Origin of the sequence: Rothia sp. (in: high G+C Gram-positive bacteria), from assembly GCF_015265375.1 — a bacterium.
GTDB lineage: Bacteria > Actinomycetota > Actinomycetes > Actinomycetales > Micrococcaceae > Rothia.
In genome coordinates this window covers 21,805-44,105 of the sequence record NZ_JABZXW010000010.1, presented here as the reverse complement: position 1 = coordinate 44,105, position 22,301 = coordinate 21,805, and the positions used below count along the sequence as shown (strand labels likewise).

Genomic DNA, 22,301 nt, shown 5'->3' with positions numbered 1-22,301 from the left:
CCCTGGTGAGGGGCGCCTCCGCGCTTTTCCGGTTATGGTGGTGGCAGGCTTTGCGCTTGTCGCCGCTGGTTATGGCCGCCTGAATCGGCTACTTTTTGGGGTGCACCCCGCACTGTCACTCATCTGTCTATCGCTCAACTCCTATCACTCAACACAGCATGCTTAATCTTTTATCTTCTCTTCGCCCAAGTTCTTTCCGCGCTAAATCCAAGCGCGGCAGGCGGGCTGCTTCGTCGATGGATTCTTTCCCTATGCCTGATCGCGTGAAGGAACACGTATTTGCTCTGGATGCTCGGTGGTGCGATGAGCTGGAGGACGTCCTGTTCAGCGACCCGGTCCCGAATCTGTACCCCATTGAGCACTATTTGGCGTGCCCTCTTCCGGCGAAGGCGCCGCGTATTCCGCTGCACTACTATCAGGGCTTCGTGGGCTGTGAGCGTGACGGTCAGCTGTGCTGTGTGCTGCTGCTGGGCTCGAATGTGGTGCCGGTGCGCCTGTGCGGTGCCGCGGTTGAACATGTCGCCGTTGAACATGCTGAACACGATGCGGATTCTCACGACGGTGAAACGCTGGATACCCCCACCCTGCACGCTACCACCCTGGATGCTACGGCGCTCGCGCATCGTGACGCCCTGGCTCAGCTGCTGTTGCAGGTGGGTTCTCGTCTGGATTCCATGTTCGGTGAGAGCGCCTTCGTGATGCCCCTGTGGACGCGCATGCAGGAGCTGTGCGAGCAGACTCGGGGCGGTAAGAGCCCGGTTCCGCTGCTGCAGATGCTGCAGCCGAGCCTGCGTGATGGGTGCGATCATCGTGCGCGGGTTCTGTCGGAGCGCCCCGTACAGCCGCTGCTGTACCTGCCGCCGGAGAAGGACCTCGCCCGCTTCTATGAGGCGGAGCTTCCTGAACTGCCGGAGCACCTGCCTGCGCCCCTCAAACCTGCCGAAGCCTCCGCCGGAGCTTTTCAACTCATCGGGGAGCCTGCCGGGTATGCGCGCCTCGCCACTTCCGCCGACCTGGGGGAACTGCTACCCGCCGCAGCCGCAATGTTCACCGAGGAGGTCGGCTTCGACCCGATTGCCCGCTACGGTGACGGCTACGCGGCGCGCCTGCGCACGCTCATTGCAGGTCAGCGTTGCGCCATTGTCACCGATGTGAACGGTCGCGTCATCTTCAAGGCGGATGCGGGCATCGTGAACCTGGACGCCGCGCAGGTGCAGGGCGTGTGGCTACACCCGGACTACCGCGGCTACGGGCTGGCTAAGCCGTTCTTCGCCGCCGCCGCGCAGATTCTACAACGCCACTACCCGCATTTGAGCCTGTACGTGAACGACTACAACGCCCGCGCGCTCGCCATGTACCGGGGGACCGGTTGGGAGCAGATTGGGCAGTTCTCGACTATCATTTTCGAGCGCTAAACACGCCGAACCCTAAAACGCTATAAACTTAAAGACGACTGTGCCTATTTACGGCTCACCCGGTGAGCCGCGGGCACCCCACCTAAACCTATCGACCTTTCAAGGAGAATCGTGGTACTTCGCCTTTCCAACCTCTTCGTGCGCACTCTGCGCGAGGACCCCGTAGATGCCGAGGTCGCCAGCCACAAGCTGCTGGTCCGCGCCGGTTACATCCGCCGCGCAGCCCCCGGCGTGTACACCTGGCTGCCCCTGGGCCTGAAGGTACTGCGCAAGGTCGAGAACATCATCCGCGAAGAGATGGACGCCATCGGCGCGCAGGAAGTTCACTTCCCCGCACTGCTGCCCCGCGAACCCTACGAGGCAACCAACCGCTGGGATGAGTACGGCGATAACCTCTTCCGCCTCAAGGACCGTAAGGGTGCAGACATGCTGCTGGCACCCACCCACGAGGAAATGTTCACCCTGCTGGTGAAGGACCTCTACTCCTCCTACAAAGACCTGCCGGTCTACCTGTACCAGATTCAGACCAAGTACCGCGATGAGGCGCGCCCCCGCGCGGGTCTGCTGCGCGGCCGCGAGTTCGTCATGAAGGATTCCTACTCCTTCAACATTGACGATGAGGGCCTGAACGAGGCGTACATGGCGCACCGTGCCGCATACCAGCGCATCTTTGAGCGCCTGGGCCTGGAGATTGTCATTGTGACCGCACAGTCCGGCGCGATGGGCGGCTCCCGCAGTGAAGAGTTCCTGCACCCGACCCCCATCGGTGAGGACACCTTCGTGCGTTCGGCTGGCGGCTACGCGGCAAACGTTGAGGCTGTCACCACCGTGGTTCCCGAGGAAATCGAAATCACCGAGGACACCCCGGCGGCAATCGTCGTGGACACCCCCGACTCCGCCACCATTGAGACCCTGGTGGAGCGCATGAACGAGCTGCACACCGAGGTGACCGGCGGCGCCATCGAGGCTTCGCAGACCCTCAAGTGCTTCCTGGGCACTGTCATCACCCCCTCCGGCGAGCGTAAGGTCTTCGCCGTGGGCGTTCCCGGCGACCGTGCCGTGGACCTGGGCCGCGTTGAGGTCAACATCGGTGCCCTGATGGGTATTGGCGGCGAGGTTGAGGTTGAGGCAGCCAGCGAAGAGGACCTGAAGGCGTTCCCGCAGCTGGTCAAGGGCTACATTGGCCCCGGTCTGAGCCTGGACGCACCCCTGCTCGGTGCGCACACCGAGGATGAGGATGCGGTAGCTTCCGCAACCGGCATTCCCTTCTTCGTTGACCCCCGCGTGGTGCGCGGTACCCGCTGGGTCACCGGCGCAAACGAAGAGGGCAAGCACGTGGCGAACCTGGTCTTCGGCCGCGACTTCACCGCCGACGGCGTTATCGAGGCGTGCGAGGTGCGCGAAGGCGACCCGGCACCGGACGGCTCCGGCGAGCTGGTGGCAGCCCGCGGTATCGAGATGGGCCACATCTTCCAGCTGGGCCGCAAGTACGCTGAGGCGCTGGGCCTGAAGGTTCTGGACCAGAACGGCAAGCTGCAGACCGTGACCATGGGCTCCTACGGCGTGGGCGTGACCCGCGCACTTGCCGCTATCGCCGAGGGTAACCATGACGAGAAGGGCCTGATTTGGCCGCGTAACCTGGCACCGGCAGACGTGCACATCGTTGTCACTGGCAAGGACGCAGCATCCCACGAGTACGCTGAAGAGCTCAGCGCATCCCTGGAATCCGCTGGCCTGCAGGTCATGCTGGACGACCGCCCGAAGACCAGCCCCGGCGTGAAGTTCGGCGACGCCGAGCTGCTGGGTGTGCCCACCATCCTGGTGATTGGTCGCGGCTTCAAGGACGGCGTGCTGGAGCTGAAGGACCGCCGTAGCAGTGAAGCTCGCGAGGTATCCGTTGAGAACGCGGTGGCTGAGGTCATCGCAGAGGTCAAGGGGGCGTAATCGTGGCATACAAGCCGAAGCGTTCTGGCTCTAAGAAGAGCGCCCCGAATGCGCGCGCTCGCCGTGCCGCATCCCGCGTGGCGAATGGTGTGAATACTTCCCGTACTCGCGCTGAGCGTGAGCCCGTGGTGGAGGCACCGGTGCGCGTGGGTACCCGCGCGATCCGCGAGGAGGAGGTTGCCGAGGCGATTGCCCCGGTGATTTCCGAGTTCTCGCTGGTGCTGGAGGGTCTGAAGATTTCGGGCCCGGCCGCCAACCGCACCGTGAAGATTACGGTGGACTACACCGCTGAGCGTACCGATTCGCTGTCGCTGGATTCTCTGGCGGAGATTTCCGGTGCGATTTCGAGCGCTCTGGACCGCGCGGATGAGAACGACGAGTTCTTCCCCTACGAGCTGGAGGTGTCCTCGCCCGGCGCTACCCGCGCCCTGACCGAGCGCCGGCACTGGGAACGTGCCCGCACCCGCCTGATTGCGGTCACCGCACCCGACGGCACCGAGTATTTGGCGCGTCTGCACGAGGTGCAGGACGAGGGCCCGGTGCTGGCTCGTAAGAAGAATACGAAGAAGGGCCAGAAGGAGTCGTACCACGAGCCGTCTTTGCTTCCGTGGGAAAATATTGCTTCTGCTCACGTCGAGATTGACTTCAATTCGCCTGCTGAGCCGGTAGAATAGAGTTATTAAAGCTTCAGGCACGGGGTGCTCCGTGCCAGGTATATACCGTTCGGGAGCCGGGGCGCGGAGAGCGTCCCGGCGCCGTGCTAACTGGGAAAGGCTGAAAAGCGTGGAGGATATTAAAACTATTGACCTGGGCGCACTGCGCGCATTGGCGAAGCAGCGCTCTCTCGTCATGGAGGAGCTCTTCACCCTGGTTGAGAACGCCCTGCTGCTCGCGTACATGAAGCAGCCCGGCGCTATTAAGGGCTCTCGTGCCGTCATCGACCGTACTACCGGCGAGTTTGTCATTCTGGCTCCTGAGCTTGATGAGGACAACCAGAAGATTGACGAGTTTGACGACACCCCGAACAACTTTGGCCGTATCGCTGCCGCAACCGTCCGCCAGGTGCTCTCGCAGCGTCTGCGTGACGCTGAGGACGCATCCGTTCTGGGTGAGTTCAAGGACCGTGAGGGCACCCTGGTGTCCGGCGTGATTCAGCAGGGCAACAACCCGCGTATGGTTCAGGTTGACCTGGGTACCGTTGAGGCTGTTCTGCCCAGCAACGAGCAGGTTCCGGGTGAGAAGTACCAGCACGGTACCCGCCTGCGCGCCTACCTGGTGGAGGCTCGCCGCGGTCCTAAGGGCCCCTCGATTGTGGTTTCTCGTTCGCACCCGAATCTGGTTCTGCGTCTGTTCGAGCACGAGGTTCCCGAGATTTCTGAGGGCCTGGTGTCCATTAACTCCATCGCACGTGAAGCTGGCCACCGCTCCAAGATTGCTGTGTCCGCGAAGAACCCGACCATTAACGCGAAGGGTGCGTGCATCGGCGATATGGGTGCCCGCGTGCGTGCGGTTGCAGCCGAGCTGAACGACGAGAAGATCGACATTGTCGATTACTCGACCGATCCGGCAACCTTCATCGCTGCGGCGCTGTCCCCGGCGAAGGTCACCGAGGTCATTATTGCGAACCCGCGCGAGTACTCCGCTCGTGCCGTGGTTCCGGATGATCAGCTGTCCCTGGCTATTGGTCGTGAGGGTCAGAACGCACGTCTGGCGGCGAAGCTGACCGGCTGGCGTATAGATATTCTCTCCGAGTCCAAGTACGCTCAGGTTCGTGCTGAGGAAGAGGTTGCGGCTCGCGTGGCTCGTAGCCTGGCTGAAGAAGCTTCCGCTGAGAAGGCAACTGAAGAAGCTGCAGAAGAGTCCGCACAGGACGCTGAATAAGCATTAGCCCCGGTGAGGGGCGTATCCCGCGGCATATCCTTTTGATGCAGGCGCAAGATATCGGGCAGGTACGTGCCCGGTGTTCTTGCGCCTGCGTCACAGTTTTGCCCATGATTCTTAAAAACGGGATACACTATTAAGATGTGCCGGTGTGTAACCGGGCGCTTTAACGCGCCCTCGCACACACCGGATTGAGCATCACGAATGTACTGCGAACGCGGTTCTGCACACACGCTAGAGAGGGGAGAGGACCATGAGCAATCAAGACCTCACCGCAACCTCCGAAGCGTTTGAAGGACCGGTCCGTACCTGCATCGGATGCCGTGCCCGCGATGAACAGCGCAACCTGCTGCGCATCGCCCGCACACCCGTCACGTCTGCTACCGAGCAGGCGGACACCCCGCCCTATCAGCCCGATGTGGCGGGAACTATGCCCGGACGAGGCGCTTGGATCCATCCGAGCGAAAAGTGCGTAGCCGCTCTGCAGAAGAAGAACGGTCTGGCGCGCGCCTTCAAGAAAGTGGTCCCTGCAGCCCAGCTGCAGGCGTGCTGCGAGCAGATTCGAGCCGTGATTGCGGACTCGACCCCCTCGTAGACGCTTTTCGGGTATATGCCCTCTGTAAGTCAACGAGTTTGACGACTTCTTATCTGAAAGCGAGTCAGAAAACTGATGGATATCTAATGAGTGCCGCGAAATGAGTACCCTTTCGTGCTCACCCACCGGCAATTTCACGAATTGGCGCGCCTTCGGGCGTGCACCCCGTAAGCATTAGTGTCCGCACCATTCCCGGTGCGGACCGGGAATGGAGAAAATTTGGCTCAGCCTCGAGTACACGAGTTTGCTAAAGAGGTAGGCGTACCTTCCAAGGAAGTTATCGCCAAGCTCAAGGATATGGGCGAGTTCGTTAAGAGCTCCTCTTCCACCCTGAACCCCATGGTTCTGAAGAAGCTGCGCGCGGAATTCCCCGCCGCAGCCGCTAAGCCTGCCGCAAAGGCAGCAGCTCCCGCAGAGTCGGCTGCTAAGCCGGCTCCCAAGCCTGCAGCGGCTAAGCCCGCCGCTAAGCCTGCGGCAGCCCCCAAGCCTGCAGCGGCAAAGCCTGCCGCTAAGCCGGCACCCAAGCCTGCAGCTAAGCCCGCAGCAGCTGAGAGCGCAGCTCCTAAGCCTGCAGCGGCTAAGCCCGCCGCAAAGCCGGCAGCAGCACCCAAGCCCGGCGGCCCCCGCCCGGGTAACAACCCCTTCGCATCCCAGCAGGGCATGGCACGCCCCGAGGCTGCACCGAAGCCGGCAGCACCCAAGCCTGCCGCTCCGAAGCCGGGCCCCAAGCCCGGTCCTCGCCCCGGTAACAACCCCTTCGCATCCCAGCAGGGTATGAAGCGTGGCGGCGGCGACTCCCAGCGTTCCGGCGGTCCCCGTCCGGCACGTAACGGTCGTCCCGGTGGCAACGGTGGCGCACGCCCCGGCGGTAATGGCGGTCCCCGCCCCGCAGGTGGCGCACGCCCCGGCGGCAACGGCGGTCCTCGCCCCGCAGGTGGCGCACGTCCCGGTGCACCCCGTCCGGCTGGTGGTGGCGGCGCACGCCCGAACCCCTCGATGATGCCCAAGGTTTCCAACGTTGGTGGCGGCGCGTCCGGTTCCAACAACGGCGGCGGTAACGGTGGCGGCGCACGTCGCGGCGGCGGTTCCGGCGGCTTCAACCGCGGTCCGGGTCGTCCCGGCCCCGGCGGTCGCGGCAACGCACAGGGTGCATTCGGTCGCGGCGGCTCCAAGCGTAAGGGCCGCAAGTCCAAGGCAGCTCGCCGCCATGAGCAGGAGCAGCTGAACGCACCGGCACCCGGTGGCGTGGTTGTTCCTCGCGGCGACGGCTCGACCGAGATTCGTCTGCGCCGCGGCGCGTCCATCATGGACTTCGCTGAGAAGATTGGCGCAAACCCGGCATCGCTGATTACGGTTCTCTTCCACCTGGGTGAGATGGCTACCCAGACTCAGTCCCTGGACGAGGAGACCTTCGAGCTGCTGGGTGCTGAACTGGGCTACGTCATCAAGATCGTTTCCCCGGAGGATGAGGAGCGCGAGCTGCTCGAGTCCTTCGACATTAACCTCGAAGCCGAAGCAGAAGCTGAGGGCGAGGATGTTCTGGAGGTTCGTCCCCCGGTCGTTACCGTTATGGGTCACGTTGACCACGGTAAGACCCGCCTGCTGGACGCTATCCGTAACACCAACGTCATTGAGGGTGAAGCCGGCGGCATTACCCAGCACATTGGTGCATACCAGGTCCACACCACCGTTGAGGGTGAAGACCGCGCGATTACCTTCATCGATACCCCCGGTCACGAGGCGTTCACCGCTATGCGTGCCCGTGGTGCGAAGGTCACCGACGTGGCGATCCTCGTGGTCGCAGCGGACGACGGCGTTATGCCCCAGACCGTTGAGGCACTGAACCACGCACAGGCAGCTAACGTGCCGATCGTGGTTGCAGTGAACAAGATCGATAAGGAAGGCGCGTCCCCGGAGAAGATCCGTGGCCAGCTGACCGAGTACGGTCTGATCCCCGAAGAGTACGGTGGCGACACCATGTTCGTGGACGTCTCCGCTCGTAACGGCACCAACATCGACGAGCTGCTTGAGGCTGTCACCCTGACCGCTGACGTGCTCGAACTGACCGCTAACCCGAACAAGGAAGCACGCGGTGTTGCTATTGAAGCAAACCTGGACAAGGGCCGCGGTGCGGTTTCCACCGTCCTGGTTCAGTCCGGTACCCTGCACGTCGGTGACGCTATCGTTGCCGGTGTTGCTCACGGTCGCGTTCGTGCAATGTTCGATGAGAACGGTCAGGCTGTGAAGGAAGCTGGCCCGTCCCGCCCCGTTCAGGTGCTGGGTCTGTCCACCGTTCCTCGTGCAGGCGACACCTTCCTCTCCACCGAGGAAGAGCGTACCGCTCGTCAGATCGCTGAGAAGCGTGAGGCTGCTGATCGTAACGCTCAGCTGGCTAAGCGTCGTAAGCGCGTGACCCTCGAGTCCTTCGATGCCGCTGTGGCTGAGGGCAAGATGGACACCCTGAACCTGATTATTAAGGGTGACGTCTCCGGTGCTGTGGAAGCACTGGAAGAGTCCCTGATGAAGATCGACGCCGGTGGCGACGAGGTTCAGCTGCGCGTCATCCACCGCGGTGTGGGTGCTATTACCCAGAACGACGTGAACCTGGCAACCGTGGACAACGCGGTGATCATTGGCTTCAACGTCCGCCCGGCAGAGCGCGTTGCAGAACTTGCAGACCGCGAAGGCGTCGAGATGAAGTTCTACTCGGTCATCTACCGTGCGATTGAGGAAATTGAGCAGGCCGTCAAGGGTATGCTCAAGCCCGAGTACGAGGAAGTGGAGCTCGGCTCCGCAGAGATCCGCGAGGTCTTCCGCTCCTCCAAGTGGGGCAACATCGCAGGTTCGATTGTCAAGAACGGCATCATCAAGCGCAACGCCAAGGCACGCCTGGTGCGCGACGGTTCCGTGGTGGCAGACAACCTCACCATCGAGTCGCTGCGTCGTTTCAAGGACGACGCTACCGAGGTTCGCGAAGGTTTCGAGTGTGGTATTGGCCTCGGCTCCTTCAACGACATCAAGGAAGGCGACATTATCGAGACTTGGGAGATGCGCGAAAAGCCGCGTGTCTAAGACTCACACGCTGATGCGCCCGTCACCCGCTAGTGTTCCCGCACCCGCAGGCTCCTAAAACGAGCCGGCGGGGCGGACGCTGGCGGGGCGGGCGCTTCCGCATTACCTGGAACGCCTCCGCAACACCCCGAGTGTTCGCGGAAGCACCACGAGATTTCAAGGAGAAACACATGGCTGATGCAGCCCGCGCGGCACGACTTGCCGACCGCATCAAGGTAATTGTGGCGAAGGCGCTGGAGCGTCGCGTTAAGGATCCCCGCCTCGGTTTTGTGACCATTACCGACGCCCGCGTGACCAACGACCTGCAGCACGCAACCCTCTACTACACCGTGTTCGGCTCCGAAGAGGACGCCGCAAACACCAAGAAGGCGCTGGAATCCGCTAAGGGTATTCTGCGCTCCGAAGTGGGTAAGAACATTACTGCCCGCCTGACCCCCACCCTGACTTTCGTCGCTGACGAGGTTCCCGAGAACGCCTTCCACATTGAGGCGCTTCTGCGTGAGACCCGTGAGCGCGACGCCAAGCTGGCAGCCGCTGCCGAGGGCGCCGAGTACGCTGGTGAGGCTGACCCCTACAAGAAGGATGAGCCTGCCGAGGGTGAGGACGCCTAAGTGGCGAAGAAGCAACCTCAGGGCCCATCCGGCCTGATGGTCATTGATAAGCCCGCCGGGATGAGCAGCCACGACGCAGTCTCTCAGATGCGTCGTATTGCTGGCACCCGGCGGGTTGGTCACGCCGGTACGCTGGATCCAGCCGCGACCGGCGTGCTGATTTTGGGCATCAATAAGGCGACGAAGCTGCTGACCTACCTAGTCGGTCAGGATAAAACCTATGACGCGACGATTCGCCTGGGCATTGAGACGCTGACCGAGGACGCCGAGGGTGAGCACACTGCCGCCCACCCGGACGCCGTTGAGGCACTGACCGGTTTGGGTGCTGAGCAGATGCGTGCGCGCATCCTGGAGGCTGTGGCGCAGTTGAGCGGCGATATTCTGCAGGTTCCTTCTGCGGTGTCCGCTATCAAGATTAACGGTGTTCGCTCGTATGCGCGTGTGCGTAGCGGTGAGCAGGTTGAGTTGGCGGCGCGTCCGGTGACGATTAGCGAGTTCACGGTACATTCTGTGACTCCCGGTTTTGCCGAGTATGTCATCGAGGACCCCGAGAACGAGGGCGAGCACGCGGCAACCTCGGTTCCCGTGATTGACTGCGAGGTGACGGTCTCGTGTTCCTCTGGCACCTATATTCGTGCCCTGGCGCGTGATTTGGGCAAGATTCTGGGCACCGGCGGTCACCTGACGGCTCTTCGCCGTACCCGCGTGGGTGCTGTGGTGCTTGAGGATGCCGCCGATTTGGCGCAGCTGAAGCAGCGCCGTGAAGAGTCGGAGGCACCTCTGGAAGATTTGCCGTTGCTACCCCTGGAGGAGGCGGCACGCCGCATCTTCGGTGCGCGTGAGCTCACGGCAGCGGAGGCGAGCGATATTTCCTATGGCCGCCGTATTAGCCCCAGCGGCGACGGTTCCGTGGTGAAGCGTTCCGTGCACGCGAGCGCGGATGAGTCCGGCGCGGTGCAGCACGCCAGCGTTGAGGGTATTGTGGCGGGTTTCGCCCCGGACGGTACCCTGGTCGCCCTGCTGGAGAACAAGAAGCAGCGCGGGAAGGTGCAGGCCGCCCCGGTGCTGGTTTTTGAGGCGAATCGTTCCTTCAATTAGGCGTTGAGGGCTTATGATGGGCGAAGAGGGTTCGGTGTTTGCGCCTACCCAAAGCTGATTGCCTAAACCTGAATCCTTCAATCCTGATTGATTCAGCGTCCTATTGAATGTGCGCCCTATTCATTCAACGCGCTAACTGATACAACCCTGAACACACAAGACAACTCGTGCGGGTGCCCCGGCCCTGCTGAAGGAGAGAAGATGAGCGAGAACCAGAGCTCCGCTAAGAAGGCGAGTGAGCCTCGTACCGCGCCGGTACCGCGCGTAGAGTCTGCGCAGGCTGAAACTGCTGCGAAGGCGGGTACTGCTAAGCCTGCTGAGTCCACTATCTCTGCGGCGAAGGCACCCGAGGGTGTTCGCGTGAGCGCACCGGCTGCCGGTGATAAGGCGTCGCAGAAGGCGGCTAAGAAGGCTGAGAAGAAGGCAACCCGCGAGGCGTTTGCCCGCCCCAAGAGCATTGAGGAGGCGGCTAAGCCTCAGAACCGTGCGGCGTTCCGTGCGGCGGTGGCGCTGTACGGTCTGTTCATGATTGCGTACGGTGTGTGGCAGGTTCTGGGCGGTGTCCGCGTGATTCCGGATGCGCCTCAGGACTTTGCGAACCCCTCGGTGCAGTCGAACTACGTGTTCTTCGCGGCAACCTATGTGGGTGTGGGCCTGTCCTTCGTGTTCATCGCGCTGAAGTTCAAGTGGGTGAACATGCTCGCGTTCTCCTGCCTGGTGGTTTTCCTGGGTGGCGTGGGTCGTATCCTGTCGTGGGCGTTCTTCGGCACCCCGCACTGGTCGCTGATCGTGCTGATGGTGACTGAGCTTGTGATTCCTCCGTGCCTGCTGGTGTGGTACGGCTGGATCAACAAGTCCAATAAGATTCGCGAGGAGATGCTGAAGGCTTCTCGTAACCAGGCTCGTAAGTAGTCGTAACGCCCGGGAAGGTTCCTGCCGCACGGTGGGGTGCCTGCCCGGGCTTTTTTCTGGGCGGGTGCTGCGCGTGGATTTCCCGCGTGCGGAGGCTGTACAGTTGCGCGTCAGATACCCCCGCCGCACCTGCCAAGCTAGGGGAGGAACCGCTGCCTGCGAGGGGCACCGTCCCATTCCCTGTTGATTCCCGTTTTGAATTCTGCATCCTGCCGCCTGTGGTCTAGGATGGATAGGTACATTTATCTTTTTCAGGAGAGCCCGTGACCCTCTACACCGCTTTGAGCGAGGTCCCCGCCGGCTACGGCCCCTCGGTCGTGACCATCGGCAATTTTGACGGCGTGCACCGTGGACATGCCCGCGTGATTTCGCGCGTGGTCTCCCTTGCTGAAGAGCACGGTTTGAGCTCTATCGCGGTTTCTTTTGACCCGCATCCGATGCAGGTGCACCGCCCCGAGGTGCCGCACCACGACATTATGGGTCAGGGTTCGCGCCGCTACTTCATGTGCCTGCTGGGTCTGAACGACTACCTGCTGCTGAACTACAACCTGGAGTTCGCTGCGCAGACCCCCGAGGAGTTTGTGAAGACCACCTTCGTGGATGCGCTGAACGCGCGTTTCGTGGTCATTGGTGACGACGTGCGCTTCGGTAAGAACAACTCCGGCGACCTGAACACTATGCGTGAGCTGGGGGAGAAGTACGGCTTTGAGGTTGTGGTCGTTGAGGATCTGATGGTGGATGAGAACACCCGCTGCTCCTCGACCCGCATCCGCCAGCTGCTGTTGGAGGGCGATATGCCCGCCGCTACCGAGTTGCTGGGCCGCCACCACATGATGGCTGGCGAGGTTGTGCACGGTCTGGCACGTGGCCGTGAGTTGGGCTTCCCGACCGCGAACCTTGAGCTTGAGGCGCGCGGCCTGATTCCCGCCGACGGTGTGTACGCCGGCTGGCTCGTGGATGAACACGGTAACCGTCACCCCTCCGCTATTTCGGTGGGTACGAACCCGACCTTTGACGGTATTGAGCACCGCCAGGTTGAGGCGCACGTGATTGACCGCCCCGAGGAGCGCGTGGAGGATTTCAACCTGTACGGTCAGCGCGTGCTGATTGAGTTCGTGAAGCGTCTGCGTCCGATGGTGGCGTACACCGGTGTTGAGGCGCTGATTGAGCAGATTAACGATGACGTGGTGCAGACCCGCGAGGTGCTGGCTGAGGACGCGAAGAACTATTGCCCGCCGGAGTGCCCGGTGCAGGCGGAAGTGAAGCATCCTCATCTCTAAGAACAACAGCCTGCGCTCATAGCTTTTGCCTTTAACGGCTTTGAAGCCCCGGCGGCAGATTTTCGGATCTGCCGTCGGGGCTTTTGCGTACCCGCCCGTCTTTTCCTCCTGCCCCGCCCGCAAGGCACCCCTGTTTTAGTCGCCTCCGTTTTAAGAGAAGATAGAGTCATGGAAAAAATGAACGTCGAATCCTTCAACCTTGACCACCGCGCCGTGGCGGCACCCTACGTGCGTATCGCGGACCGTAAGGTTCTGCCCGGTGGCGACACCCTCATCAAGTACGATATCCGCTTCACCCAGCCGAACACCGCGCACCTGGAGATGCCGACCGTGCACTCCATCGAGCACTTGAGCGCCGAGCACATGCGCAACCACACCGATCGCCTGATTGACTTCTCCCCGATGGGCTGCCAGACCGGTTTCTACGCGCTGACCCTGGGCCTGGAGCCCGAGGAGTTCTTCCCGATTCTGGAAGCGACCCTCAACGATATCCTCAACGCTACCGAGGTTCCGGCGGCGAACGAGGTGCAGTGCGGTTGGGGCGCTAACCACACCCTCGAGGGTGCGCAGGCTGCGGCTCGCGAGTTCCTCGCGGCACACGATGAGTGGGCGCAGGTGATGGCGTAATGAGCGCGCAGATTCCTGACGCTTTCGCATCCGCCTTCAACCCGGTGGACTTTGACCCGAACGCTTTTGACCCGGCTGAGGCGTTTAACAGCATGTTTGAGCTGATGGACGGCATGTCTAACGCCATCATTATTCAGGTGGCTATGGACGAGGAGCTCGCACCCTTCCTGAAGGTGACCGAGGAGCTGCAGCCGTCCTTCACCGAGGGCGCCGCACAGTTCCACCCGCGCTACCTGCAGGTGGGCGAGGACCAGGTTCCGCTGCTGCTGGTTCGCTCCAAGATTGGTCTGGTGAACGCGGCGAGCGCCGTCACCGAGGCGATTAGCTACTCCTCGAACTGCCTGGGCGTCATTAGCGCAGGCACCGCGGGCGGTTTGGCTCGCGGCATTAACGTGGGCGACGTGCTGATTGGCGAGAACTACACCTACACTGACGCGGACGCGACCGCCTTCGGCTATGCGCGTGGCCAGGTTCCGGGCATGCCCGAAAGCTACGATGGCCAGGCGGATGAGTGGCAGGACGCTCTGGAGCATGCGCTCGCCGCGCTGGAGCCGGTGCGTGAGCAGGCTGAAAGCTCGTGGGAGGTGCGCCGCGGCCAGATGCTGGCGGGCAACTCCTTCGTGACCGCACACAACGTGAAGGACACCCGCGAGGCGTTCGAGGGTGCGATTAGCACCGATATGGAGACCACCGCTATTGCGCAGGTCTGCCACAACTACGAGATTCCGTTTATCGGTGTGCGTTGCGTGTCTGATTTGTGCGGCCCGGAGGCTGACCAGGACTTCCACCTGGCGATGGATGTTGTGGCTCCCCGCTCGGCTCGTTACGCTCTGCAGCTGGCCGCTGAGCTGTGGACCGAGGCGCAGCTGGAGGCGCTGGAGCTGGCTCTCTAAACCTCTAGAGCACGCGGCAAGTTTGCGGTGAGATGCGAATTTGAACCCGCTGTTTGAAATGCCGGAGGAAGTGCCGGGGCGTGGACCTGATGGGTTCACGCCCCGGTCTTTTGCACTCGGTCTCTGCGCCCGGTTATACCCCTGAACCGCGAGAAATGCAGAAATATTAACCGCGGTGAATACACATTCTGTGTGTCGTGGAGTACTATGTTTGAAGAAACTAATCACTCTTACAGAGGAGTACGTCGTGAAGTTCTGCCCGACTCTCGCATCCGTCACCGGCCTGATCGGTGGCTACAAGGTCGCATCCAGCACCGGTATTCGCCCCCTCGGCGGCGCTGTGCTGGCACTGTGCGGTGCCGTCGCACACAAGAACTGGAAGCGCAAGGCTGGTACCGGTCGCGCTAACTTCCTGACCGCAATCTACCTGGGCGCTTTCGGCGCATCCCATCCGCTCGCCAAGAAGATTGGCGCGTGGCCTGCAGTCTACACCGTGACTGCTGTAACCGCTCTGTGCTCTATCGTCATTGGACGTAAGCGACAGAAGTAGTCTTTGAAGAAAAGACGGCGGAAAGGCAACGTTGCCTTCCCGCCGTCTTTTGCGTTTTCGCTCCGCCACATGGGCTGAGCGGCAACGCACGGGGCGAGGCGCGGAAGGCAACACCTTCTGCACAACGCCCCATCACTCGATGGGGAGTGAATCAACCGGTACCGCTCTCAGCCACCTGCTGAACTGCGGAACCGCCCGATAAGTTTCCCCGCCACCGGCGGGTACACCCCACGAGGTAAAGGAAAAGAAGAAGATGAATACCACCCCGGACTCAACCCCGGTACAGCAGGGAGCAGCGACGGTTGCCTCCGAGAACCCGCAGCTATCGCGTGGACTCTCCCTGCGTCACATTATGTTCATCGCCCTCGGCTCCGCCATTGGTACGGGCCTGTTCTACGGCTCGGCATCCGCCATTCAGCTGGCGGGCCCCTCCGTGTTGCTTGCCTACGTTATTGGCGGCGCGGCAGTGTTCATGGTGATGCGCGCTATGGGCGAACTCGCCCTGGCACACCCGGTTTCCGGTGCGTTCTCTGAATACGCGACCCGCTACCTTGGACGCTGGGCGGGCTTCGTGACCGGCTGGACTTACGCCCTGGAAATGGCGCTGGTCGCCATTGCGGACGTCACCGCCTTTGCCGTGTACATGAAGTTCTGGTTCCCAAACAGCCCCTCCTGGATTTGGATTGTTTCGGTCCTGCTGATTCTGCTCGCCATTAACCTGGCGAAGGTCAAGGCGTTTGGTGAGACCGAATTCTGGTTCACGCTGGTGAAGGTCAGCGCTATTATCGCCATGATTGTTGGCGGTATCGCCCTGCTCTTCGTGGGCGTGCAGGCGCACGATTCGGTTGCCCCCTCCGTCACGAACCTCTGGGCTCTTGAAGGTGGCTTCTTCGCGAACGGATTTACCGGCTTCCTCGCCTGCTTTACCGTGGTGATGTTTGCCTTCGGCGGTATCGAGAACATCGGTATTGCCGCCGGTGAGGCGAAAGCCCCGCGCACCTCAATCCCCAAGGCGATTCGCACGGTGCCGTTCCGCATCCTCATCTTCTACATTCTGACCCTGTCGGTCATCATGTCCCTGTACCCCTGGTACTCGGTGACGAAGGCGAACTCGCCGTTCGTGCAGATTTTTGAGGGTCTGGGTATTCCGGCGGCTGCCTCGATTCTGAACGTGGTCATTATTACCGCCGCCATCTCTGCGCTGAACGCGGACGTGTACGGTGCCGGCCGCATGATGTACGGCCTGGCGAAGCAGAACCTCGCCCCCGCATCCTTCGCGAAGGTCACCAAGAACGGCGCACCCTGGATGACCACCCTCATCATGGTGCTCGTCATGGCGGTCGGCGTGATCGTGAATGTGCTCTTCGAGAACGCCTTCGAGGTGGTTGCCTCCCTTGCTACCTTCGCGACCGTGTTCGTGTGGGTCATGATTCTGCTGGCGCACATCGCATTCAAGCGCAGCGGTGCCGATACCGAGGCGCAGCCGGTACGCCAGCCGCTGTGGCTGAGCTACCTGGCGTTGGCGTTCATGATCTTTATCGTGGTGCTCTTCGGCTGCTTCGCGGACACCCAGCTGGCGCTGGTGATGGGCGCACTCTGGTGCCTGTTCCTGCTGGTCTACTACCGCCTCGTGGTGGTGCGCGCTCGCGCTGAAGCCTAAATACCGAAAACGTAGAGCCGGGTATGAGAACCCGGTGTAAGAAACCGATGTGAGAACCCGGCTGTGAAGCCCGGCGACCGGTAGTGTGATGAGCTACCTGCCGCCGGGCTTCTGCCCACCCTTCCGCGAAAGCGCCCCGGTAGCGTAGAATGGGAAGAACGCGTCTGCAGTCCGCAGTAGACGACGTGTATTACAGGGCGTAAGCCCACCACCCGGCGGCAACCGTCCGTACGGGACGTATGCGGTACTAACTCTAGGAGTTAAAAAGTGGCACTGGATCCCGCTGTCAAGCAGGCAATCATCAAGGAATACGCAACCCACGAGGGCGACACCGGTTCGCCCGAGGTTCAGATTGCAGTTCTGTCTCGTCGTATCGCCGACCTGACCGAGCACCTGAAGTTCCACAAGCACGATCACCACTCCCGTCGTGGCCTGATGATCCTCGTTGGTCGTCGCCGCAACATGCTCGGCTACCTCAAGAGCGTCGACATCGAGCGTTACCGTTCGCTGATCGAGCGCCTGGGCCTGCGCCGATAAAACAGGAGCGTCTTGACGCTTTTGTGGTGATTAATCGCCTTTAGGCGGTGTGTGCGGACGTGCTGTCAGCACTACCAGCCCTCCATTTCGGAGGCGGGTAGCGCCAGCGCGTCCGTACTGCCGCGTTGAGGGGCGCATCTTCCGCTGGCTAGATTCCTTGCTAGATGTCTGGCTAGATTCCAAAGCTACGCGAGAAGATGCGGCCCCACCTGAAAGAAAGAATACAGGCCGTGCCAGCACACACGCCGCGGTCCTCGGTAGCGAATTACGGAATAACACCACCCCACAACCTCGCCGGTAGAAGCCGGGCATAAGTAGGGGAGCGGTGCCGTGGTTTCCTATCGATGGCCGACCCGTGCGCCGTGCGGCCTACCAAGAAGAAAGAAGGAACCGTGGAAGGTCCCGAAATCAAGTTTGCTGAAGTCGAAATCGACAACGGCATTCACGGTAAGCGCCACGTGCGCTTTGAAACCGGCCGCCTCGCAAAGCAGGCTGCTGGCTCCGTCCTCGTCACCATCGATGACGAGACCACCCTGCTCTCCGCAACCGCAATCGGCAAGTCTCCCCGTGAGGGCTTCGACTTCTTCCCGCTGACCGTGGACGTGGAAGAGCGCATGTACGCAGCGGGCAAGATTCCCGCATCGTACTTCCGCCGCGAAGGCCGCCCCAGCACCGAGGCCATCCTGGCCGCACGTCTGATTGACCGCCCGCTGCGCCCCGCCTTCACCAAGGGCATCCGCAACGAGGTCCAGGTTGTTGTTACCGTCTTGACCTACGAGCCGGACGAAATCTACAACACCTTCGCAATCAACGCAGCCTCCGCATCGACCTCGCTGTCCGGTGCGCCGTTCAACGGCCCCATCGGTGGCGTGCGCATGGCACTGATCGATGGCCAGTGGGTCTGCTTCCCCAAGTACTCCCAGCTGGAAAACGCTGTCTTCGACATGGCTGTTGCAGGTCGTATCGTCACCAAGGCTGACGGTACCGAAGACGTCGCCATCATGATGGTTGAGGCAGAAGCAACCGACAACTCCTGGAAGCTCATCAAGGAAGACGGCCAGACTGCCCCCACCGAAGAAATCGTGGCAGAGGGCCTGGAAGCAGCTAAGCCCTTCATCGCGGCACTGTGCAAGGCACAGTCTGACCTGGTGGCTCGCGCAGGCAAGCTCGCCCTGGAACTGCCCTTCTTTGGCGGCCACGGCGAGGACGTCGACGCAGCGGTTGAAGCATTTGCAGCAGACCGCCTGGCAGAGGTGTACTCCATCGCTGGCAAGCAGGAGCGCGAAGCCGCGGCAGCTGAGCTGCAGGAAGAGCTCATGGAAGCTCTCACCGGCGAAGGTAAGGAATTCGAAGAGCGCGCCAACGAGGTCTCCGTAGCATTCGCTGCCCTGACCAAGCACGTGGTTCGCCAGCGCATCCTCACCGAGCAGGTCCGTATTGACGGTCGCGGCCTGACCGACATCCGCCAGCTCACCGCTGAGGTTGAAATCCTGCCCCGCGTTCACGGTTCCGCTCTCTTCGAGCGCGGCGAAACCCAGATCATGGGTATCACCACCCTGAACATGCTCAAGATGGAGCAGCAGCTGGACTCCCTGCACCCGGTCAAGTCCAAGCGCTACATCCACCACTACAACTTCCCGCCGTACTCCACCGGTGAGACCGGCCGCGTGGGCTCGCCCAAGCGCCGCGAAATCGGCCACGGCGCCCTCGCAGAGCGCGCAATCACCCCGGTGCTGCCCTCCCGCGAAGAGTTCCCCTACGCAATCCGTCAGGTCTCCGAGGCTCTGGGCTCCAACGGCTCGACCTCCATGGGTTCGGTGTGTGCATCGACCCTGTCCCTGCTGAACGCCGGTGTGCCGCTGCGCGCACCCGTTGCAGGTATCGCAATGGGCCTGGTCTCTGACGAGGTTGACGGCGAGACCCGCTACGCAGCCCTGACCGACATCCTCGGTGCGGAAGACGCACTGGGCGATATGGACTTCAAGGTGGCAGGTACCTCCGAGTTCGTGACCGCTATCCAGCTGGACACCAAGCTCGACGGCATCCCCGCATCCGTGCTCGCTGGCGCACTGACCCAGGCACGTGAGGCTCGCCTGCATATCCTCGAGGTGCTGACCAGCGCCATCGACGCACCGGATGAAATGAGCGAGTACGCACCGCGCATTATCTCCGTGAAGATTCCGGTCGCCAAGATCGGTGAGGTCATCGGCCCCAAGGGTAAGATGATCAACCAGATTCAGGAAGACACCGGCGCAGACATCTCCATTGAGGACGACGGCACCGTATACATCGGCGCAGCTGACGGCCCCTCCGCCGAGGCTGCACGTTCGGCAGTGAACGCTATCGCTAACCCGCAGGTTCCCGAGGTCGGCGAACGCTACCTGGGCACCGTGGTGAAGGTGACCGACTTCGGTGCGTTCATCTCCCTGACCCCCGGTAAGGACGGCCTGCTGCACATCTCCGAGATGCGTAAGCTCAACGGCGGCAAGCGCGTTGTTGACGCTGAGGACGTTGTCTCCGTGGGCCAGAAGGTCCAGGTGGAGATCACCAAGATTGATGACCGCGGCAAGCTCTCGCTGGCACCGGTCGTTGAGGGCGGCGACGACGAGTAGTCGTAACCCCCGCTAAGTGATGAGGGGCGTTCGGCGCACCCGGTGCGGTTCATTCCCCACCGGATGCACCGGGCGCCCCTTGTTCGCGAGTAAGAGGGATAAGATTAATATATTTCTCTTGCACTGGAAGGAAAGTGAGCGAATGCTGACACGACGTGACAGCACAATTGATATTGCTAAAGGCATCGCAATCATTGCAATTGTGTTTGGGCACATTCATCGAGGGATGTGGGCATCTGGACTGGGGACGGAAGCCTTCCGCCCCTACAAATACGTTCTTGACTACGGTGTCTATTTTTGGCACCTGGTAGTTTTCGCTTTTCTGAGCGGCCTTTTTGTCGCGCGAGGAGCAACGAAGACTACCCCCTCCTCATACCTGACGAAGCGTCTGATCCTCTTCGGATACCTCTACGTTATTTGGCAGGTCCTGCAGGTGGGCATGAAGCTTGTGCTTCCGTCTAACTCTTCTGATAAGACGACTGTCATGAGCCTGCTCGAGTTGTGGAAGCCTGAGGGTCAGCTCTGGTTCTTCCCCTGGCTCATGATTGTCACCATTATTGCCGTGGTGACGCGAGTATGGCAGAAGAACGCTATCGCTGCCCTAACCATTGCGGGCTCAGCGATTCTTGCGCTCGCATCTTGGGGATACATCGGCGAGTATGTTGGCACGCAGGGTCTTTCGCTGCTCTTCTTCTTCCTCGTTGGTGTGGCGCTTGGCCATGAACGATTCCAGCGCATTATGAGCTCCATCCCTATGGCGGCTCACGCGGGTATCGTCGTTGTTGGCCTGTTCGACTACATCTATCTTCTGCTGAACTTTCAAGCTACCCCGCCTACCGTCATCCCTTACTTTGCGAATAATGCCGGTACGGTAGCTATGGGTATTCTGGCTACGGTGATGTCCTCGCTGACGGTGCTCTCGCTCTCCTACCTGCTGGCGCGGGTCCCATGGAGCGGTTGGCTCGCCTACCTGGGCCGTCACTCCCTGGAAATCTTTATCGCTCACATTGTGTGCGGTGCCGCTTTCCGTTTCGTACTGATTAAGTCCGGTTTCTTCTCTGTGCCCCTGTTCCTGGTGGGAGGAACGATCTTCGCGATTCTCGCCTCGCTCCTGATGGGGTACTGTGCTCAGAAGCTGCGGGTGCCGCTGTTTGCGTTGCCTCGCCCTCTTGAACGAAAAATTAGCTAATCGAAATATCGAAGGACGCTGAATGTCTATTTCCCTGCCCGTCGAGCTTGAGGCGATTGCCGAAGAGCTCAACTACGAGCACGGCCGCCTCATCTACGAGGGTGTGGGCGGTAACGAGGTGCGCCGCTCCATCCTGCCCGGCGGCGTGCGCGTGATTACCGAAAAAATGCCCGGTACTCGCGGCGTATCCATCGGCTTCTGGGTGGGAGTTGGCTCCCGCGATGAGGCCCCCGGCATGCTTGGCTCCACCCACTTCCTGGAGCACCTGCTGTTCAAGGGCACCGGCACCCGCACCGCCCTGGACATTGCATCCTCCTTCGACGCGGTGGGCGGCGAATCTAACGCCCTGACCGCTAAGGAGCACACCTGCTACTACGCGCGTGTGCTCGACGATGACGCACCCATGGCGGTGGACGTTATCACCGACATGGTCACCAACGCCCTGCTGGACCCGGCTCACCTGGAGCAGGAACGCGGCGTGATTCTCGAAGAGATCGCCATGGACCAGGACGACCCGACCGACGTTGCTTTCGAGAACTTCGTGGAGCAGCTCATGGGTGATAACCCGCTGGGCCGCCCCATTGGCGGTACCCCGCAGGAGATTACCGAGGTGCCGCGCGACGCCGTGTGGGAGCACTACAAGCGCTACTACACTCCGGACCGCCTGGTTATTTCTGCGGCAGGTTCGCTGGAGCACAGCACTATGGTCCGCCTCGTGCTGGAGGCGCTGACCCGCTACGGCTGGAATCTGCAGGAGGGCGTGGCGCCGGCACCGCGCCGCGTGCGCACCGACAGCGGTATTGTTCCGCTGAGTGAGCTGCGCGAGGTGGAGAAGGGCTTCGAGCAGACGAACATTGTGATGGGTTGCCCGAGCATTATCGCTGGCGACGACCGCCGCTACGCGATGAGCGTGCTGACCAGCGCGTTCGGTGCGGGCATGTCCTCGCGCCTGTTCCAGGAAATTCGCGAGAAGCGGGGCCTCGCCTACAGCACGTTCGCGTTCTCCGGTGCGTACTCGGATGCAGGCTACTTCGGCATGTATGCGGGCTGCCTGCCCGCTAAGACCGAGCAGGTGCGCGAGGTCATGGGCTACGAGTTCGATAAGCTCGCCACCGCCGGTATTACCGAGGAGGAGCTGACGAAGGTCCGCGGCCAGCTGGCTGGCTCCACTGTGCTCGGTAGCGAGGATTCGGGTTCGCGCATGTCCCGCCTGGGGCGTGCCGAACTGGACTCGGGTCTGTTCACCAGCACTGACGAGCTGCTGGAGAAGATTCGCGCGGTCTCCCTGGAAGAGGTCCGCGACCTGGCGGCGTACCTGGGCGAGCAGCAGATGATTACCACCATCGTGCGCTAACCCCTGAACATTCCTAACGCACAACGCTTATACGGCACGAAAATGCCCGTTCCCACACCCCATCTGAGGGG

18 protein-coding genes are annotated in these 22,301 nt (G+C 61.6%); all 18 read left to right on the top strand.

Annotation, left to right across the window (positions count from 1 at the left end; genetic code table 11):
* Nucleotides 1-251 precede the first annotated feature (251 nt).
* The 18 genes from HXO69_RS02750 (at nt 252) to HXO69_RS02665 (ending at nt 22,230) form a co-directional block, all read left to right on the top strand.
* The gene (locus HXO69_RS02750; RefSeq protein WP_296545174.1) at nt 252-1,415 is read left to right on the top strand and encodes a GNAT family N-acetyltransferase; all 1,164 of its coding nucleotides are present in this window, start codon (nt 252-254) and stop codon (nt 1,413-1,415) included.
* Between the two features lie 111 nt (nt 1,416-1,526).
* Nucleotides 1,527-3,359, top strand: a complete 1,833-nt coding sequence (locus tag HXO69_RS02745; protein ID WP_296545172.1) for a proline--tRNA ligase — start codon at nt 1,527-1,529, stop codon at nt 3,357-3,359.
* Between the two features lie 2 nt (nt 3,360-3,361).
* Complete coding sequence (rimP, locus tag HXO69_RS02740) at nt 3,362-4,033, top strand: ribosome maturation factor RimP (protein WP_049345046.1); 672 nt, start codon at nt 3,362-3,364, stop codon at nt 4,031-4,033.
* Nucleotides 4,034-4,142: 109 nt separating this feature from the next.
* Entirely contained in the window at nt 4,143-5,240 is a 1,098-nt protein-coding gene (gene nusA, locus HXO69_RS02735) for a transcription termination factor NusA (protein ID WP_296545171.1), read from the top strand.
* Between the two features lie 253 nt (nt 5,241-5,493).
* On the top strand, nt 5,494-5,835 hold the full coding sequence (locus tag HXO69_RS02730) for a YlxR family protein (protein WP_296545169.1): 342 nt from the start codon (nt 5,494-5,496) through the stop codon (nt 5,833-5,835).
* 219 nt (nt 5,836-6,054) lie between these two features.
* A complete protein-coding gene (gene infB / locus HXO69_RS02725) occupies nt 6,055-8,907 on the top strand; it encodes a translation initiation factor IF-2 (protein WP_296545167.1) in 2,853 nt (950 codons plus the stop codon).
* A gap of 170 nt (nt 8,908-9,077) precedes the next feature.
* A complete protein-coding gene (gene rbfA / locus HXO69_RS02720; protein ID WP_070832699.1) occupies nt 9,078-9,518 on the top strand; it encodes a 30S ribosome-binding factor RbfA in 441 nt (146 codons plus the stop codon).
* Nucleotides 9,519-10,616, top strand: coding sequence for a tRNA pseudouridine(55) synthase TruB (gene truB / locus HXO69_RS02715; RefSeq protein ID WP_296545165.1), 1,098 nt, complete (start codon nt 9,519-9,521; stop codon nt 10,614-10,616).
* Nucleotides 10,617-10,817: 201 nt separating this feature from the next.
* A complete protein-coding gene (locus HXO69_RS02710) occupies nt 10,818-11,528 on the top strand; it encodes a DUF4345 domain-containing protein (RefSeq protein WP_070832696.1) in 711 nt (236 codons plus the stop codon).
* 263 nt (nt 11,529-11,791) lie between these two features.
* Nucleotides 11,792-12,808 (top strand): bifunctional riboflavin kinase/FAD synthetase, encoded by a 1,017-nt coding sequence (locus HXO69_RS02705; protein ID WP_049355119.1) that lies wholly within the window; start codon nt 11,792-11,794, stop codon nt 12,806-12,808.
* A gap of 168 nt (nt 12,809-12,976) precedes the next feature.
* A complete protein-coding gene (locus HXO69_RS02700) occupies nt 12,977-13,435 on the top strand; it encodes an S-ribosylhomocysteine lyase (RefSeq protein ID WP_294626885.1) in 459 nt (152 codons plus the stop codon).
* On the top strand, nt 13,435-14,328 hold the full coding sequence (mtnN, locus tag HXO69_RS02695) for a 5'-methylthioadenosine/S-adenosylhomocysteine nucleosidase (protein ID WP_294626887.1): 894 nt from the start codon (nt 13,435-13,437) through the stop codon (nt 14,326-14,328). The genes HXO69_RS02700 and mtnN overlap by 1 nt, the downstream gene beginning before the upstream one ends.
* A 211-nt stretch (nt 14,329-14,539) precedes the next feature.
* Nucleotides 14,540-14,878, top strand: coding sequence for a hypothetical protein (locus HXO69_RS02690; RefSeq protein WP_294626889.1), 339 nt, complete (start codon nt 14,540-14,542; stop codon nt 14,876-14,878).
* A gap of 253 nt (nt 14,879-15,131) precedes the next feature.
* A complete protein-coding gene (locus HXO69_RS02685; protein WP_296545161.1) occupies nt 15,132-16,538 on the top strand; it encodes an amino acid permease in 1,407 nt (468 codons plus the stop codon).
* 267 nt (nt 16,539-16,805) lie between these two features.
* Nucleotides 16,806-17,075, top strand: coding sequence for a 30S ribosomal protein S15 (gene rpsO, locus HXO69_RS02680; RefSeq protein ID WP_005507098.1), 270 nt, complete (start codon nt 16,806-16,808; stop codon nt 17,073-17,075).
* Between the two features lie 392 nt (nt 17,076-17,467).
* On the top strand, nt 17,468-19,687 hold the full coding sequence (locus tag HXO69_RS02675) for a polyribonucleotide nucleotidyltransferase (RefSeq protein WP_296545159.1): 2,220 nt from the start codon (nt 17,468-17,470) through the stop codon (nt 19,685-19,687).
* Nucleotides 19,688-19,829: 142 nt separating this feature from the next.
* The gene (locus HXO69_RS02670) at nt 19,830-20,876 is read left to right on the top strand and encodes an acyltransferase family protein (protein ID WP_296545157.1); all 1,047 of its coding nucleotides are present in this window, start codon (nt 19,830-19,832) and stop codon (nt 20,874-20,876) included.
* A 22-nt stretch (nt 20,877-20,898) separates the two neighbouring features.
* Nucleotides 20,899-22,230 (top strand): pitrilysin family protein, encoded by a 1,332-nt coding sequence (locus HXO69_RS02665; RefSeq protein ID WP_049341706.1) that lies wholly within the window; start codon nt 20,899-20,901, stop codon nt 22,228-22,230.
* Nucleotides 22,231-22,301: the final 71 nt, after the last annotated feature.